The sequence below is a fragment of the Vibrio mytili genome (assembly GCF_049563345.1).
GTDB lineage: Bacteria > Pseudomonadota > Gammaproteobacteria > Enterobacterales > Vibrionaceae > Vibrio > Vibrio mytili.
The window spans coordinates 2,152,014-2,169,110 of record NZ_CP110481.1 but is presented as its reverse complement, the minus strand read 5'-3'; the positions used below and the strand labels follow the sequence as shown (position 1 = coordinate 2,169,110).

The following is a 17,097-nucleotide window of genomic DNA, read 5'->3' as shown; positions in this document are numbered from 1 at the left end:
GCTCGGTCTCTATTTAGGTGTTCTGTGTAAATACGCTCGTAAAGGAAATGCTGCGGAATTTATATTGTTGCTGGCGCGTTAGAATAAATTCGCGAATGGCATCATTAGCAGGGAATACACAGTGAACATTTAAGCCTTCTAAAAACTCGTTGTCGGCCATATCCCAAAAGCTTTGTAGTGAATTGCAAACTACAGTTTTCATAACAGTGCTCGTCTCAGCTTAATTAACGTAAGATCAACCGCTGTCCTTGATGTGAAACACCGAGTGTTTTATTACTCAGTATTTTAGGGTGAAGGTGTATGCACATCACCTAGATCCATTTCAACTGGTTGATTATCAACCGTTGGTGCGCGAATTATAGACAGTTGAATGTATATTGCAAAGAAAAAAGTGTGATAGATATCAATATAATGTTTGAGTTTTGATGTTTTTTTGCGCAGCTTGCCCTTTTAGGTTCAAGCTGCACATATACTCAAGCATCTTGAAGTTACTTGAGTATAAATATTAGTGCTATAAATCCAGCGTTAGGATTTTTGATTTACGCTGAAAGTTGTACAGGCCTTGCTTTTCGCTTGGTAGATAGTCTACGCCCACCTCATAAAAACCTTGCTCTCTAAACCAATGCAAGCTATGCGTGGTCAGTACGAAAATCTGGCTAATATTGTCTGATTTAGAGCGGTGTTTCATGTAGTTGAGCAACAGCAAACCACGGTTTCCATCTCGATAATCTGGGTGAATGGCCACGCATGCCATTTCGGCCTTGCGTTCTTCAGGGTATGGGTAGAGCGCCGCACAGCCAATGATTAAGCCATCTTTTTCGATAATAGTGAACTTGCCAATTTCTTGCTCGAGTTGCTCACGTGAGCGCCTGACTAAGATGCCTTGCTCTTCTAATGGTCTGATTAAGTCCAAGATACCACCAATATCATCAATGCTTGCATGACGGACTTGTTCTGCACTGGCCATGACAACTTGAGTACCAATACCGTCAAAAGAGAAAAGTTCTTGAATCAAAGCACCGTCGACCTTGTAACTGATCAGATGGCTTCGAGGGACACCGGCTCGACACGCAGCAATAGAGCCTTTCAAGAAGCGTAAGGTCCCCGTATCGTGTTCGACATTTTTTTCCGCTCTCTCGGTGAGTGTTTTAAAGACGTGCTCAGCTTCGATAGGCAAAAGTTCTGCAACTGCATTGCCGTTGTCATCAATAACCCCTTGTTCAGAACAGAAGCCAATCAGCTTGTCGGCACCGAGCTTGATCGCGAGTTGTGTGGCGACTTCTTCAGAAAGTAAGTTGAAACACTCCCCGGTGACTGAACTCGCAATTGGACCTAATAGGACGATGGAGCCTTGATCGAGCGTACGATTGATCGCATCCGTATCAATGCGCCGAATTTTTCCTGTATGGCAGTAATCAACGCCATCATCCACGCCCAAAGGTTGAGCAATAATATAGTTACCAGATACGACACTCAGTTCCGTTCCTGCCATTGGCGTATTGTTCAGACTCATGGAAAGGCGAGCAGTGATCGTAAGCTGCATTTGGCCGGCGGCTTGCATAACTACTGATAGCGACTCTTCATCAGTGACTCGAATGTTCTTATGGTATGGCGTAGTCAGGTTTTGTCTTTCCAATAACTGGTTTATTTGTGGACGCGCACCATAAACAACAACAACTTTAATGCCGAGACTATGCATTAAAGCAATATCATTGATTATGTTGCCAAAATTACTATGGGCAACCGCTTCGCCACCAAGCATGATAACCATGACCTTGCCACGGTGTGCATTCACATAAGGTGTCGATTGTCGGAATCCTTTTACGAGTGCGGTACTACGAATTTTCACTACAGCCATTCCTGTTGTTTATTTATGCTTAAATAATGTCTTTTTATTCACCTTATGGCAAGGTGAAATTTTGCCAAAAGGTACAATTGATTAAGATAGTTGTTGGTTTGAGTATATGACGTTTCGAGAGAGCTAGAGGTTGACCGCACAAATCTGTTCTAAAGCTTAGTTAAGGTCAAAATAAGGAAGGTTTTAACGCTATAATATAGACCTTCATTTTTTGATGATAGGCAGCAATAACACAATGATATCGTCCTCTCTGGGAGCAAAAAAAACCACATTACGTAAGTGGGTTGAGCGTTCTCTTATGCTTTTGGCAGTCATTGGTACCGTCGTGGTTTGTATGTTGTACAGTGATTTGTTTACGCGCTATGTCACTCCAACCAACTCTAACTCAATGATTTATGGAAAGTGGGTAGAGCAAAACGTAGCGCCTTATGCCCGAGAAGTGATTGTATTGAGTGAACGTGGTGTGAGCGTCAATGATTCACTTGTGGCAACGTCATTCAAGTTCGATGGCGACTCGTTTTCTTATCGAGTGGGGGATGCTGAGCGACACTTTGATTTTGTTGATCACGAAAATTATACGGAAATGAAGCTAAACGCGAACGCTCACTATTTGCCCGTTTTCCATTTGCAAGAGCGTTCTACCAAAGCAATCCGTTAATTTATCTTGATCTAAACTCGTTGATGCAGCTCTGAATCCGCATCTTGAGTCACTTGAGTATAAAAGTTTGCGTCCAGACATTTTCTGGACAATTGGTTGCATGTGGTTTTGGTACCATCCGCCGCGAGTCTGAAATGGCAACAAGTCGAATCGTTCGCTTAGTATTGAAACACTTTAGCGTTGCTTTTCAATTGCCTTGTGTGTATTTGTTTGCCATCCTTTCGCTATCTTTTACTACGGAAATGACACGTGTTAAAAAAACTCCTCCCTATCCTTTCTTTGAGTTTACTTTTTGGTTGCGCCCAGCAAAGCGACACCAACCCAACGCTCAGCGACAAAGACACCAACGATTTTGCGAAGCAGTACGTCGATGGTGAATTTTCTGAAATTCTAAACAAAGTCGACGTGGTTAAGTCAGACAAACCGCGTGATTTTACTGAATTTAATAAGCAAGCCGAACAGGTCATAATCAAGTCACCGTCTATGGCTCGGATGTATCAACCGCTTTACCGAAAATTGAATGAGTGGGCCCAGCAAAGTGGTGATACCGCGATGCTCGATGCTTATGGCATAAAAGCCGCGCAGTTGGGGGGCGCAGATAAACAAGGCAATGTTTTATTTACAGGCTATTTCTCGCCTGTGATGGAGTTACGCCACCGACCAAATGAGACGTTTAAATACCCGGTTTATGGGAAGCCAAACTGTTCTTCTAATTGCCCAACTCGCGCAGAAATATACAACGGTGCTCTAAATGGTAAAGCCCCAGTATTAGGTTATTCGCCTAACCTGATAGATCCTTTCATGATGGAAGTGCAGGGCAGTGGCTATGTTCATTATGAAGATGACGATACATTAGAATATTTTGCTTACGCGGGTAAAAACAACAAAGCGTACGTGAGTATTGGTCGTGTCTTGATTGATCGTGGTGAAGTTGCGCGTGAAGACATGTCGTTAAAAGCGATTAAGGACTGGGTCGCGAAACAAGACGAAGCCACCGTTCGTGAGCTATTAGAACAAAACCCATCTTATGTCTTTTTCGCTCCTAAAGCGGGCGCACCTGTAACAGGGTCGGCAGGTATTCCTTTGTTACCAATGGCATCAGTAGCGGGTGATCGCTCTATTTTACCGATGGGGACGCCAATTTTGGCAGAAGTGCCATTATTGAATGCGGATGGGAGCTGGAGTGGTGTGCATCAACTTCGTATGCTGATTGTGTTGGATACAGGCGGCGCGGTAAAACGTAATCACCTGGATCTTTATCATGGTATTGGTGCGAGAGCGGGGAATGAGGCTGGTCATTACAAACATTTTGGTCGTGTTTGGAAGCTCGGACTAGAAAATACGCCAACGCAAGCCCCTTGGGCTTTGTCGCCAGAAAAGATACAATAATAGTCTGATAGGAGAGGATTCCTCTCTTACCTAGACATTTCTTCAAAGAGTGCGTATAAATCGCACTCTTTGTTTTTCTACCGTTCATTTGGATTTTTCTATGCGCGAACTCGATACTCCGGCATCCGATAATTACAATCAACGTTTCGGCGGCACACGTCGTCTTTATGGTAATAGCGAAGTTGAAATTCTTCGCGCTGCGCATGTGTGTGTGATTGGGATTGGCGGTGTAGGATCGTGGGCGGTAGAAGCGCTTGCTCGCACCGGAATTGGTGAGTTGACGTTGATCGATATGGATGATGTCTGTGTCACTAATATTAATCGTCAAATCCATGCCATGTCAGGTACGGTTGGCCAGAGCAAAATTGAAGTGATGGCTGAGCGAGTGAAGCTGATCAACCCTGAGTGTAAAGTCAATTTGATCGATGATTTTATCACTCCGGATAATCAACACGAGTACCTAAGTAAAGAGTACGATTATGTGTTGGACGCGATCGATAGCGTTAAAGCAAAAGCGTCACTGCTGGCTTACTGTCGCAGTAACAAAATCAAAGTGATTACCACCGGTGGTGCGGGTGGTCAGGTGGATCCGACTCAAATCATGGTGGCGGACCTTACCAAAACGATTCAAGATCCGTTGGCGAAAAAGATTAAAGACACGTTGCGTCGTCACCATAATTTTCCGCAGAATCCTGCGCGTAAATTCGGCATCGATTGTGTGTTCTCTACCGAGCAGTTGAAATACCCACAAGCGGATGGTTCGGTATGTGGAGTTAAATCCACCGCTGAAGGTCCAAAGCGTATGGACTGTGCCAGTGGGTTTGGTGCTGCAACCGTCGTGACAGCAACATTCGGCTTCGTGGCCGTTTCACGCATCGTGGAAAAGCTGATTCAAAAACACAAAAAGTAATGAATTCTAGAAAAATAATTGATTGTAGAGAGTAGAAAGCACCATGACGGATTTTCCTGTTTCCCCATTCGGTTCTGAAATCACCAGTGACGATATTGTTGCCACTATGCAGCAATTTAAAGGTTGGGAAGATCGCTACCGTCAGGTCATTCAATGGGGAAAAAAACTGCCGCCAATGCCAGATGAATTAAAATCTGAGCAAGTAACGGTTTCCGGTTGTGAAAGCTTGGTTTGGTTAGTCAGCCAGGAGAGAGACGGTGTCTGGAACTTCTGTGCCGATTCTGATGCGCGCATCGTACGTGGCCTAATTGCACTTGTGATGGCAGCGTATAACGGAAAAACGGCGGAGCAAATCAAAGCATTCGACATAGACGAGTACTTTGACCAGTTAGGTTTGGTCGCTCACCTGAGTCCCTCTCGCGGAAACGGATTGAAAGCGATTGTAGAAGAAATAAAGAAAAAAGGATCTAGGTAGAAAAGAAGGTCCTAGGTGGCTAGGATCCTAGGTCCTAGGCGTAATACTCGAGGCCTCGGTGTTTATTTTTGAGCATCGATGCTTGCGGTTTTGTAACACGGAACGCTGCGCTTACGGAATACGGAGGAGCGCATTGATGGTTTTGTGTAAAACTTCGGGTTCTGAGTTTGTGGTTTTGGAATACAGAGTACAGAGTTGCTTGACATCCGAGCTAGGTGTTTGAAAATAATCCGTAATCCGTAATCCGTAATCCGTAATCCGTAATCCGTAATCCGTAATCCGTAATCCGTAATCCGTAATCCGTAATCCGTAATCCGTAATCCGTAATCCGTAATCCGTAATCCGTGTTTTTCCTAGGACCTAGGACCTGAATCCCCTAGGACCTTTCTCTTCCTAGGCCCTTGTTTTAAACCTAGGACCTTTTTTAACTTACAACATCCCCACCGCTTTCTCGACACCAGCAATCAGCCTATCAACATCTTCTTGGGTATTGTAAATACCAAAAGAAACACGAATCGTGCCTTTGACCCCGAGCGCATCCATTAAGGGGTGCGCGCAGTGATGTCCAGCACGCACTGCGATACCTTGTTGATCCAACAGGGTTGCAATATCTTGGTGATGAACGCCATCCATCACAAAAGTGAGTACAGAAGCATTGGGCTGGTAGCCAATGATGCGAATGTCATCCAATTGCTTTAGTGCCTCATAAGCTTTTTGCTGTAATGCGTGTAAATGGTCTTCAACTTCTTGATGATCAAAACCTTGATACCATTCGATCGCTTTTGCTAAAGCAATTGCCCCTGCGACATTTGGGGTACCAGCTTCAAACTTGCCGGGTAAACCTGAAAACGTGGTCTTTTCAAATGATACTCGTTCGACCATTTTCCCTCCGCCGTGCCAAGGTGGCATGGCTTGGAGAAGCGCTAACTTTCCATATAGCACGCCAATGCCTGCAGGCGCATAAAGCTTGTGTCCGGAAAAAACATAGAAGTCGATATCGAGCGCAGCGAGATTGAGAGGCTCATGAACAATGCCTTGTGCACCGTCCACGACGATGACAGCACCAACCGAATGAGCCATTTCAGTGATTTTTTCAATGGGCTGGCGAGTACCGGTTACGTTAGTGATTTGCGCGCAAGCAACAATCTTACACCGTTCAGACAGCAGTGATTGAAAGGCTGGTAAATCGAACTGGCATTCCGTGGTCATTGGGACTTTAACGACCTTTGCTCCGGTCTGTTCAGCCACAATTTGCCATGGGACGATATTCGCGTGATGCTCCATCTCGCTAATTAATATTTCATCCCCTGGTTGTAAGGTACTGCGAGCGTATGTTTGAGCGATAAGGTTGAGAGCTTCAGTGGCGCCACGAGTCCATATGATTTCTTTTGAACTCTCGGCACCTACAAAGCGCGTCACGGTATCGCGCGCAGCTTCAAATTGGCTGGTCGCCTTTGCTGTTAAACTGTGGCTACCGCGATGAACGTTGGCATTTTGTGCGCTGTAATAATGTTGAATCACGTCAATCACACATTGCGGTTTTTGCGTGGTTGCTGCGCTATCGAGGTAAACCAACTCGGTGTCATTAATTGATTGATTTAAAGCGGGAAACTGGCTTCTTACTGCATTAACGTCAAACATTACTCGTCGCCTATCTTATGGTAATGCAAGGTTGGAATGGTCACCATAGGTTCAGCGACGCTCCATGCATGCTTCTTACCATCAAGCTTGATGATGATTTCGATCGCGAACTCTAATGCTGTGCCTGGGCCCTGGCTGGTAATAAGGTTGTGATTTAGATCGATCGTGACGCGTTTACTGCGCCAGTTTTGTTCTGGTATGTGTGACTGAAAACTAGGGTGACAAGTCATCAATGCGTTTGGAAACAAATCATGATGTTGTAAAACTAAAGCCGGGGAAGCACAGATTGCTGCGACCAGTTTGCCATCATAAATATGCTGCTTGAGGATCTCTAGCATGACTGGGCTATCGCGAAATACTTCTGCTCCCCCGACACCACCAGAGAGTACGATGACATCAAATTCATCATCCGCTATATCGACCAACTTGCAATCGGCCGTTAAAGTGACACCGCGAGAAGCCTTCATGGTTAGGGAACCATCAAATGCAGCACTCGCGACCGTGACGTCATAGCCAGCTCGAACCAGTGTATCAATGGCAGTCACCGCTTCCATTTCTTCGGTACCGGGTGCGATGGGCACTAAAATTTTTTTAGTCATTAGTTTGTCCAGCTTTGTTCTATTTGTTTGATGCGTTGATAAAGTTTCCGGTTTTCCGGCGTATCGATATGATGTTTGTCTGCCGCTTGCAATAAGTACCCAGTAATAAAATCGATCTCAGTGCGGCGTTTGTGTTGTACATCCTGCCTCATCGAAGAGTAATTTTCTGCGGTTGCATTGACGACGTGCATGATAGTTTGAAATAGCGCAGTAAAATCCGTATTAACTCCTTCCTTGTTCATCACATTGGCCAATTCCTGCGTAATGCGTTTCATCGTATCCTGAAAATTTGCTTTCACCAGTTCTCCATTTTTACATTGGTGGATCGCTGTTAAAGGATTGATGGCACAGTTGATAGCAAGTTTAGTCCATAATGCGGAATGGATATCGGGAGTCCATTTGACGTCAGGTAGCGCATGGTCAAGAACGCCTTGAAGAAACTCACACTGTGCCCCTGATGCGTTGAAACCACCAATTTGAGTGGCTCCGTGGCCTGTGTGGAGCACTTGCTGTTTGTTTGGTTTGTAGGCACCGTGCGTCGTCGTGGCTAATACAATCGGATTGTTCGCTAGCACTTTCGCAACGTGCTGGGCTGACCCCATACCATTGTGCATCAGCATAATGATGGTGTCGGTATGGATATGAGGCAATAATGGCGTAATAGCCGCTTCGACTTGCCACGCTTTAACGGTGACTAAAAGTAGATCGGCATTTTGTACGCTGGCAGGCTGTTGATTAACAAACGCGACTGCTGCAGAGTCATCCAGACTGAGAGCCATTTCCCGTTCGGAGGTTCTACTCCAAAGCGAGACGTTATGTCCTGCTTGATTAAGTTTTGTAGCCCAGAGTGAGCCAACCGCTCCCGGACCTAAGATGACAATATTCACCAAACGCTCTCAATAAAAAAGGTTTGCTGCAAGGATAATGAGGGGAAAAAGGAAAGCAAATAAAAATGGCGCCGAGAGGCGCCATTTTTGAGCAAACTTAGTGGTTCAATTAGAACTTGTAAGTTACCGCTAGGTAGTGGCTTACACCAGTCGATTCTAGCTCAACACCAGGAGCAACTTGTAGACCGTCTTTTACGCCATATACTTCTTTGTATGCTTTCAGGCCGTAACCAACCGCGAAGCGATCTGAGTGCCAGTAAATGCCGTTGAACATTGCACCACCGTTTGACGCGGTAGTACCAAATTTGTTACCAGCATCATCATCCATACCAAATTGGTAATCAATGTAACCTTGGTAAGAGATAAATGAACCGTTCTCGAAGAAGTAGAATGGTTTGAACCAGTTAGTCGAGATTTGGAAACCGTTCCAACCTTTGTTGTTGCCATCGTAAGTGCTGTACAGGTTTAGGCCGATTTTACCTAACCAAGGAACCATTACATCAGAACCTAAACCGATTTTCTGGTTGTTTACACCACCGTTGTCACCACCCCATTCCATTAGAGATGCAATATATAGTTCTTGAACAGGACCGAAAGATAGATCTTTACCAGTTACCGCATCTAGAGACATACGTGGTGCGAACTTCATAAACATCTTATCTTTAGATGTTGATTTATCTTGGTCATCTTTAGTCGCTAGGTTAAATACGTCTACGTAACCGTATAGGTCGAAAATACCAGAGCGACCACCAAATTCCATTTCTAGGTAATCGTGGGCGTTATCGTCAGCGCCTTTAACTCGTGGCATTTCATCAATTGAGTACATGTAGTTGAACTGCATCCACTTGTAATCGTTTTTGTGGATATCGCCGTCAGAATAGTCAGCCGCCAAAACTGGTGCTGAGGTCGCTGCTAGAAGGCTAAGAGCTAAAAGTGATTTACGCATAAGGGGACTCTCTATGTTTGTCATGGTTTAGAACACGCAATCTGTGCTGCGCTATCCAATTGGCGTGAATAATAGCGATAAAAATCTCAAATGAAAGTGACACAAGATGCAAAACTAAACCTTTTTGGTGATATAAATCACATAATTATTCTATTTATCGGAACTTTTTTGAGTTTGCATTTCATTGCAATAAATATGTGATTCGGATCGGTGCTTGTGTGTATTTTCTTAACTTTTAAGCCAGTCGATTAACCAACAAAATTAGTAAGTGATCGGATTGATAATCTTCTCGTATTAGAAGTTGAACATATAGAGGACTTATCAATGAATGAAGTTATGTTATTCCCACTTACCTCGGTCGTGCTTCCAAATGGCAAAATGAATTTGCGCATTTTTGAACCACGCTATGTACGTATGGTGAAAGAGAGTAGTCGACAAAATAGTGGTTTTGGCGTCTGTCTAGTAGGGAATAACAGCGATCCGAAAGAAGTTGGTGACGTTTGTTCGATAGGTACTTTAGTTCGAATCGTTGATTTTGAAACATTAAGTGATGGGCTTCTTGGCATAACAGTGATTGGTGAGAAACGGTTTAAGGTTAAGCGAGTTAGAGCGGATAAAGACGGTTTGAGGCATGCAGAAGTAGAGTGGATGGAAAATTGGCAGGCTCCTCATGAGTTGTTCAGTTTTTACTACTTAAGTCAACAGTTGGAATACGTTTATGAAGAGTTTCCCCAACTCGGTTCTCTCTATGCAGACTGCTTCTACAATGACCCAGTATGGGTCACGCAGCGTTGGCTTGAGCTATTGCCGCTAGATTGCCGCTTATTCGAAAAACTGGCAGGAGCAGAGGATTGCCTGCCGGCACTACTATTTTTGAATCAAGCACTTGAAGCTCCTAACAACAAGGAAGCAAGATTATGAAACGAGTAAAACACGCACTGGCATGTTTGGCAGTGGTCATGGGTCTAACTGCTTGTGGTTCAGATTCCGACACTGTCGAGTATTCCAATGTACAGGCGATACATGCGGTGTCAGATGCACCTTTAGCCAATGTTTGGCTTAATGATAAAGCAACACTAACCGACGTTGATTATGGTGTTGGTTCCGGTTTTAAAAAAGTACGAGCCGGTATGAATTCAGTGCAAGTTGATGTGCAATTACCCGGTGACGAGGTCGCTACTGTCGTTCCTAGAACCGAGCTTGAACTCGAATCAGATTTGAATTACAGCGTATTCGTCGTGGGTGATGCGGATGGCAGTCCAAATGCGGTTGAACCTTTGGTCGTGACACGAGATGCCGAATCGATGGCGGATGCCAATAGCCTGGATGTACAAGTTGTGCACGCTGCTTCAGGCGTACCAGCAGTCGATGTTTATGTCACTGAGCCTGGCCTCGATTTAGCGAGCGCGAGTCCAACGGCTACTAATCTTGCTTACAAAGGCTCGACTGATGTTTTGAATATCCCAGCGGATGATTATCAAATTCGACTTGCTGTTGGTGACACCGTTGTGTTTGATTCTGGAACGGTTTCACTTGCCGGCGACGCCAACTTAACCATAGCGGCGATAAAAACCGGAGACTCGAACAGTACCTCTCCAGTTAAGTTGTTAGTTCTGGATGGCTCTGGTTCGTCTATGATTGAAGATATGGGAAGCCAAGCAGAAGCCCGAGTCGGGCACCTTGTTGATGGTGCACCAGCTGTTGATGTTAATGTCAACGGCTCGTCATTCGCACCACTTGCCGACTTAGCGTTTAAAGAAATTCGAGGCTATCTAGATTTGGCTCCTGATGCTTATGATATCGATGTGTTTGTTGATGGTACCACGACGGATCCGATCATTGACGTCAATGGGTTATCGGTTGAAGGGGGCAAGGACTACAGTGTATATGCGGTCGGTGTGGTCAGTCCTTCTATCGATATCGAACCATTAGTGGTAGAAGATATGAGAAGAGCAGTGGCGACCAGTGCGACGCTCAATATCACTCACGCGGCGGCTAATCCGGTAGCCGATAAAGTGGACATTTATCTCACAACAAGTGCGGGAATTGATGGAAGTGATCCAGCAATAACGGACTTTACGTATAAAGATAGTATACAAGGTCTTTATGTTGAAGCGGGTACCTACTACGTCACTGTAACAGTCGCGGGCGATCCAAGCGTTGTCGCTGTTGATTCGGCACCAGTAGATTTAATGGATGGTGTGGTTTACCAAGTTGTTGCGATAGACGATGGTAACAATGGCGGCTTTAACTTGTTAGTTGACGACATCACAGATTAGGAATGGATGGGAGGAGTGCTCTCCTCCCTATAATTAAGGCCGATTATGATGAGTGAGAGCCAACAAAAATTGGGTCGAAAAGAATGGTGCGCTTACATGGATAAAGTGAAAGCGCGTGACAAGGACGCGTTTGCTTTTGTCTTCCATTTTTATGCTCCCAAGTTGAAACAGTTCGCCTACAAGCATGTGGGTAATGAAGAAGTTGCGATGGAAATGGTGCAAGAAACCATGGCAACGGTTTGGCATAAAGCTCATCTTTACAATGGTGAGAAGAGTGCTTTATCAACGTGGATATACACAATCATCCGTAACTTATGTTTTGATCTGTTGAGAAAACAGAAAGGAAAAGAACTGCATATTCACTCGGATGATATCTGGCCTTCAGAGTATTATCCACCTGACCTTGTCGATCATTATTCACCGGAGCAAGACTTACTAAAAGATCAGGTCGTGAAGTTTTTAGGTACTCTGCCCAAAAATCAAAGGGAAGTGTTACAAGCCGTTTATCTTGAAGAGCTACCTCATCAGCAAGTCGCAGAAATGTTCAACATTCCCTTGGGGACCGTCAAATCTCGGTTAAGACTCGCGGTGGAAAAATTAAGGCACTCAATGCATATGGAGCAGTTATGAATAATCATCCAGATAACAACGTGTTAGAGGCTTATGCTTCAGGCAGCATTGATGCAGTTTCTGGGCTTATGGTCGCGACGCACTTGGAAACATGTCGTCAGTGTAGGGATTATGTCAATCAGGTTGAAGCAAGCCAAGCGAACATCGTTAGCGATACGCCATCAGAGTACGATCGTGAGTTTGATGTGATGCTAAGTGACATTGTCAATGCAGAACCTATTGTCGATAACGTGGTCATACGCGATTATGCTGACGTGTCAGTTGCAGGAAAGACGTTTGCACTTCCGAATACCTTGACTCGATTTGCCGATTTAATTAGTGACTGGCGAAGCTATGGCGGGAAAGTTTTCAGTGCACAGATTGATTTGGGCGAAGACGCTCGTGTGAGTTTGATGTATATCGGAGAAAATGTGCAGGTGCCTCAGCATACGCACAAGGGATTGGAATCAACCCTCGTCCTTCATGGCAGCTTTAGCGATGAAGATGGGCAGTACCACGAAGGGGATTTAATGATAAGAGACGCCTCAGTGAAGCACAGTCCGTTTACTAAGAAAGGGGAAGACTGCTTGTGTTTGACTGCACTGACTGAGCCAATGATATTTACCCAAGGTGTTGCGAGAGTATTTAACTTGTTTGGTAAAGGTCTCTATCCGTAGAATACTTGTTACATTGACTTCTTGTTTATCCTTAAAATCAAAGCCACCAAAATGTTTGGTGGCTTTGTCGTTTTTGTTGTCTACTTGCTTTCGCGTGACTTTTTGTGCGAGTTACTTCGAGCAGATTTAATCTCTGTTTCTGGCTTTTTCCAGTAGATCGTCGAAGTAGTGGCGCAGAGAGTAAAGCATGATCAAGCTTGGAATCACCATGACTGCCGTTAGGACGAAGAAGGCACTCCAGTTGTCGAGATAGTCGACGAACTCTCCGCTGAAAGACGCCAATGTCGTCCGCCCGAAGTTACCCAAAGAAGCAAGCAGCGCATATTGAGTCGCAGAAAATGCTTGACCGGTAAGAACAGTAAGAAATGAAACAAATGCAACGGTCGAAAACGCGGTAGTAAAGTTATCAACAATAATTGTTGCCAGATAGAGGTGCTCGTTTGGTCCAACAGAAGCGATCCACGCAAACATCAGGTTGCTGGCTGACATTGCAATACCGCCCATCATCAGGCCTCGAACAATCCCGAAGCGAACATTAAACATGCTGCCAATGATGGTGAAGAAGATGGTTGCTCCCCAGCCAATCAACTTAGAGTAGTAGCCTATTTGTTCGTTGCTAAAGCCAATATCTTTATAAAATGCAATCGACATACGGCCTAAAAACGCTTCGCCGATCTTAAATAGAAAGACGAATAATAATAGCGTGATAGCTACTCTAACGCCGTTGCGGTTGAAGAAGTCTAAGAATGGCTCTATGACCGTCACGGTAAACCAAGCGACGATTTTTGAACCAACCACTTCCTTATGACGTTGTTCCGCTTGTGATTGTAATTGCTCTCGTTGTGTTTGTGGCTCGCCCACTAACAACGTGAAGATCATTAACAGAACGACGATCAGCGCCATGCCGTAGTAAACACCATTCCAGCCAATACTGTCTGCGTTAATGAACGCTAAATAGCCAGGAAGAGAGTAGCCGGTCCACCAACCTGTTACCGCCATAGCGGAAGCTTGGGGAAGCTTGGAGGCTTCTGATTTTGGAAAGGTATCGATACGAAATGCATCGATAGCAATATCTTGTGTGGCTGACGCAGTGGCAATACATAAGGCCAATATCGAAGCCAAGATTAAATTCTCTGCCGGATTAACGCCAGCGATGAGGACTGTCCCTACCAATACAATGCTTTGACAAAAGAATATCCAGCTACGTCTTTGGCCTAATAAACGGTAAAGCATAGGTAACTTAACTCGGTCAACTAAAGGAGCCCAGAGAAAGTTAATGGCATAGACAGCAAAGACGCTACCAAAATAACCGATAGCGGAGAGGGTTAATCCAGCATCTTTAAGCCAGCCAGACATATTTGAGCCGATCAGTACCCAAGGGAAGCCACTAGAGCAACCGAGCATAAAGACCCATAACAAACGTTTATCAAGGTAACTTTTTACCGTTTCCAACCAAGTGATGGAAGGTAATGAAGACATAGGTAAATCCAGATTAGTGACGCTGTGGAAAGAAAAAGCTCTTTGAAAATTCAAAGAGCTTATTTGTTAACGCGATAAGTACTGTCAACATGATAAGTACAGTCGATATGATAAGTACTGAAACCGCGGTAAAAATGGCTCATGCTAGCATGGCTTGAATCTTATTTCTGAACCACTCATTTACTTCGTACCAATACTCTGTACTTAGGACTCAGTATCGAGGGCACTCGTTAAGCTACGTTATTCTATTCGTGTGGCTTTGGTAATGACAATTTGCGTTTCTGGCACGTCACGCATTCCACCTGATGACGAGGTTGGCTGTTTTGCCATCTCTTGGATGACTTCAAAGCCTTTGGTCACTTGACCAAAAACCGCGTAACCCGGTGGGCGAGCGCCATAGTTCAGAAAGTCGTTGTCGACTAGGTTAATGTAGAACTGACGAGTTGCCGAGTCAGGCGCATTGGTTCTCGCCATTGCGATGGTGGCTTGATCGTTATTTAAACCGTTATTGCCTTCATTTTTTATTGGTGCATAGGTTTTGACCATTTCCATGTCTTGATTAAAGCCGCCGCCTTGAGCCATAAAGTTGGGAATCACGCGATGGAAAATAGTACCAGCATAGCTACCATCCTCGACATATCTCAAGAAGTTCTCAACCGTAATAGGTGCCTTTTCTTGATTAAGTTCAACAGTAAAAGAGCCGATTGTGGTTTCGAACTCAACTTTGGGACCAGCCCATACGCTACAACTTAATAGCGCAAAAGATAGTATGGCTTTACGTAACATTAGAAGCGTTCCTGCATGTATTGACGAAGCTCTGGATCGTTACCAATTTCTTCCAGAGTAAGTGTTATTACATCATTTAAGGTTTGCTCGATATCTTCATCAGATGCGCTAAATGCGCCCGAGCGTTGTGCTGTTCCTGTGTAGGTCTTAACTAACTTACCTTGTGGTGTTTCTGCTGTCAGTTGCAAGACCAGTTTCGCATCCATGTCGTTTTCCATGGCTGAATGCTTAACGTTTACGAGCGCTTCCATCACAGACAGCTCGACGACATTATTGCTACGTAGATCTGAGTGAAAACCTTGCGATGAGAATTGTTTCTCAAGGGCTTCCTCTAAGGTGATACGCAAGTTTTGTTTGGCGTGGAGAGGCAAAATGTTGGAATGCCCGCTGTCTACTAAAGCAACGTACTGAGCCGCGCGTACATCTTTACTGATCATGCTGTACGTTTTACCTTGCACTATTGGGTTTGTGCTGAGTGTGGTTTCCGGCATCAAGTTTAGCTGTTGTTGACTAGGTGCTTGAGAAGATGAACATGCAGCAAGCAATGCAACCGAAGCCGCGAGTACCAGTTTTTTCATTTTATTATTCCTTGTAAACGGTTTGCTCAGTAAGGAGCTTATTTTGCGTCTAATTTAGCAGGATTTTTTGTCGCCTGTAAAATAACGAACTTGTTGTTTCCAGCGATAAGTTTCACATTCTCTTTGCCAAATAGGCGCTTTAGCTTTGTATCGTAGCCAAGGTGACGGTTTCCTATGACAAGTAACTTCCCCCCTTGGTTCAAAACTTGTTTTGCGTCGCAGAACATTTGCCAAGCGATATGGTCAGTAATGGCTTGCTGCTGATGGAAGGGCGGGTTACACATTACAAGTTCGCAGCTGTCGGCTTCAAAGCCATCTAAGCAGTTATTCGTGATACAGCGTACATCGCGCTCTTTGCCTAGGTTATCTGCTAAGTTTAGTTTGGCCGACTCTACTGCCATAAAGCTTTCATCGACGCAGGTTAAACGTGCTGTGGGATTGAGTTGACCTGCTTTTACCGACAGGACACCGTTGCCACAACCCAAGTCAACAATGTGATTGATGGAAGGATCTTGTGGTATATGCTGGAGCATAAAACGAGCACCCAAATCCAAGCTTTCACCTGAATAGACATTTGGCATGTTTTTCAGCTGAATGTCCTCTCCATCGACCGACCAAATCGTGATTGGTTCGACATCAATGGTTGGCGCTGCGTCTGCTTGGGAAAAGACCAAACGGTGTTTTTTCCATGCAAGCGATGTTTTTGTGCTGCCCAAATATTTTTCAAACAGTTTCAGTGTTGAAGTGTGGATCTCTTTTGCTTTGTTTACCGCTATGACGGGGCATGATGCAGGGAGTGTTTTTCTCAGCTGGCTGAGGAGCCAGATCAGATGACGGTTACTTTTGGGTAACTGCATCAACACCACGTCTGTATCGTTGGGTACCGCGTCCAACGTGGTGAGCATAGTCACGTTGTTAGCACTATTTTGCTTTAAATTCAGTTCAGTGCCGCGATGAGAAATATGAGAATCACTCATTAATGTGACACGATGTTTATCTGAAAACCAGCATGCAAGTGCGCCAAAGTTATCGTTAATAACGAGGATATTTTGATTCTCTGGCAGTGCCAGTTCTTCGACGTGATTGATCAGGTACTCATCACCTGCATCCCAAGCTTGTAACGTTTCGTTTGTGCGTTTGGGGAAACGGTGAAGCGTCAGGCTTCGACCATGAAGGTTCAATTCGGTTTTCATAGATAAACGTAAGTTGATTCGATAAACGAGTGCAATATTGTCTCAGATGATGACGTGTCTAGATACAAAAAAGGTGTGAAATTTCTTAATTATCTTATTTCTTTTCGCCAATGTGCCCAAGTTACCTCAAGCA

Annotated in this window: 18 protein-coding genes; 8 read left to right on the top strand and 10 right to left on the bottom strand. The window is 44.6% G+C overall.

What is annotated here, in order from left to right; all coding sequences use genetic code 11:
* Positions 1-13: 13 nt before the first annotated feature.
* Both ONE56_RS09985 and argA read right to left on the bottom strand, forming a co-directional pair.
* Complete coding sequence (locus ONE56_RS09985) at positions 14-202, bottom strand: hypothetical protein (RefSeq protein ID WP_331437784.1); 189 nt, start codon at positions 200-202, stop codon at positions 14-16.
* Positions 203-511: 309 nt separating this feature from the next.
* Entirely contained in the window at positions 512-1,849 is a 1,338-nt protein-coding gene (argA, locus tag ONE56_RS09980) for an amino-acid N-acetyltransferase (protein WP_423839779.1), read from the bottom strand.
* Between the two features lie 244 nt (positions 1,850-2,093).
* Here argA and ONE56_RS09975 point away from each other — a divergent pair, with 244 nt between their 5' ends.
* The 4 genes from ONE56_RS09975 (at position 2,094) to csdE (ending at position 5,290) form a co-directional block, all read left to right on the top strand.
* Positions 2,094-2,516, top strand: coding sequence for a DUF2850 domain-containing protein (locus ONE56_RS09975; RefSeq protein WP_423839778.1), 423 nt, complete (start codon positions 2,094-2,096; stop codon positions 2,514-2,516).
* 249 nt (positions 2,517-2,765) lie between these two features.
* A complete protein-coding gene (gene mltA / locus ONE56_RS09970; RefSeq protein WP_423839777.1) occupies positions 2,766-3,905 on the top strand; it encodes a murein transglycosylase A in 1,140 nt (379 codons plus the stop codon).
* A 100-nt stretch (positions 3,906-4,005) separates the two neighbouring features.
* Entirely contained in the window at positions 4,006-4,815 is an 810-nt protein-coding gene (gene tcdA, locus ONE56_RS09965; RefSeq protein WP_041156095.1) for a tRNA cyclic N6-threonylcarbamoyladenosine(37) synthase TcdA, read from the top strand.
* Between the two features lie 43 nt (positions 4,816-4,858).
* Positions 4,859-5,290, top strand: a complete 432-nt coding sequence (csdE, locus tag ONE56_RS09960) for a cysteine desulfurase sulfur acceptor subunit CsdE (protein WP_041156094.1) — start codon at positions 4,859-4,861, stop codon at positions 5,288-5,290.
* Between the two features lie 429 nt (positions 5,291-5,719).
* Here csdE and csdA read toward each other — a convergent pair whose 3' ends face one another.
* From csdA to ONE56_RS09940, 4 genes are all read right to left on the bottom strand, one after another.
* Complete coding sequence (gene csdA, locus ONE56_RS09955; protein ID WP_423839776.1) at positions 5,720-6,931, bottom strand: cysteine desulfurase CsdA; 1,212 nt, start codon at positions 6,929-6,931, stop codon at positions 5,720-5,722.
* Positions 6,931-7,530 (bottom strand): DJ-1 family glyoxalase III, encoded by a 600-nt coding sequence (locus ONE56_RS09950; RefSeq protein ID WP_423839775.1) that lies wholly within the window; start codon positions 7,528-7,530, stop codon positions 6,931-6,933. Before ONE56_RS09950 ends, csdA begins: the two co-directional genes overlap by 1 nt.
* Complete coding sequence (gene panE, locus ONE56_RS09945; protein ID WP_423839774.1) at positions 7,530-8,417, bottom strand: 2-dehydropantoate 2-reductase; 888 nt, start codon at positions 8,415-8,417, stop codon at positions 7,530-7,532. Before panE ends, ONE56_RS09950 begins: the two co-directional genes overlap by 1 nt.
* A gap of 109 nt (positions 8,418-8,526) precedes the next feature.
* Positions 8,527-9,363, bottom strand: a complete 837-nt coding sequence (locus ONE56_RS09940) for an outer membrane protein OmpK (protein WP_423839773.1) — start codon at positions 9,361-9,363, stop codon at positions 8,527-8,529.
* A gap of 324 nt (positions 9,364-9,687) precedes the next feature.
* Between ONE56_RS09940 and ONE56_RS09935 the strand changes: the two genes are divergently transcribed.
* Genes ONE56_RS09935 through ONE56_RS09920 form a run of 4 tightly spaced genes read left to right on the top strand, consistent with a single transcriptional unit; the run spans position 9,688 to position 12,928 of the window.
* Positions 9,688-10,284 (top strand): LON peptidase substrate-binding domain-containing protein, encoded by a 597-nt coding sequence (locus tag ONE56_RS09935; protein WP_331437778.1) that lies wholly within the window; start codon positions 9,688-9,690, stop codon positions 10,282-10,284.
* Complete coding sequence (locus tag ONE56_RS09930) at positions 10,281-11,642, top strand: DUF4397 domain-containing protein (protein WP_423839772.1); 1,362 nt, start codon at positions 10,281-10,283, stop codon at positions 11,640-11,642. Before ONE56_RS09935 ends, ONE56_RS09930 begins: the two co-directional genes overlap by 4 nt.
* 45 nt (positions 11,643-11,687) lie before the next feature.
* The gene (locus ONE56_RS09925; protein ID WP_041155995.1) at positions 11,688-12,272 is read left to right on the top strand and encodes an RNA polymerase sigma factor; all 585 of its coding nucleotides are present in this window, start codon (positions 11,688-11,690) and stop codon (positions 12,270-12,272) included.
* Positions 12,269-12,928, top strand: a complete 660-nt coding sequence (locus ONE56_RS09920; RefSeq protein ID WP_423839771.1) for a ChrR family anti-sigma-E factor — start codon at positions 12,269-12,271, stop codon at positions 12,926-12,928. Before ONE56_RS09925 ends, ONE56_RS09920 begins: the two co-directional genes overlap by 4 nt.
* A 126-nt stretch (positions 12,929-13,054) precedes the next feature.
* Here the strand turns inward: ONE56_RS09920 and ONE56_RS09915 are convergent, their stop codons facing one another.
* The 4 genes from ONE56_RS09915 to ONE56_RS09900 all read right to left on the bottom strand — a co-directional run bounded on the left by ONE56_RS09915 (position 13,055) and on the right by ONE56_RS09900 (position 16,964).
* Positions 13,055-14,407, bottom strand: a complete 1,353-nt coding sequence (locus tag ONE56_RS09915; RefSeq protein WP_331437777.1) for an AmpG family muropeptide MFS transporter — start codon at positions 14,405-14,407, stop codon at positions 13,055-13,057.
* Positions 14,408-14,647: 240 nt separating this feature from the next.
* Entirely contained in the window at positions 14,648-15,193 is a 546-nt protein-coding gene (locus ONE56_RS09910; RefSeq protein ID WP_041155998.1) for a peptidylprolyl isomerase, read from the bottom strand.
* Positions 15,193-15,771 (bottom strand): YajG family lipoprotein, encoded by a 579-nt coding sequence (locus ONE56_RS09905; protein WP_423839770.1) that lies wholly within the window; start codon positions 15,769-15,771, stop codon positions 15,193-15,195. The genes ONE56_RS09910 and ONE56_RS09905 overlap by 1 nt, the downstream gene beginning before the upstream one ends.
* A 38-nt stretch (positions 15,772-15,809) precedes the next feature.
* Positions 15,810-16,964, bottom strand: coding sequence for a methyltransferase (locus tag ONE56_RS09900; protein WP_423839769.1), 1,155 nt, complete (start codon positions 16,962-16,964; stop codon positions 15,810-15,812).
* Positions 16,965-17,097: the final 133 nt, after the last annotated feature.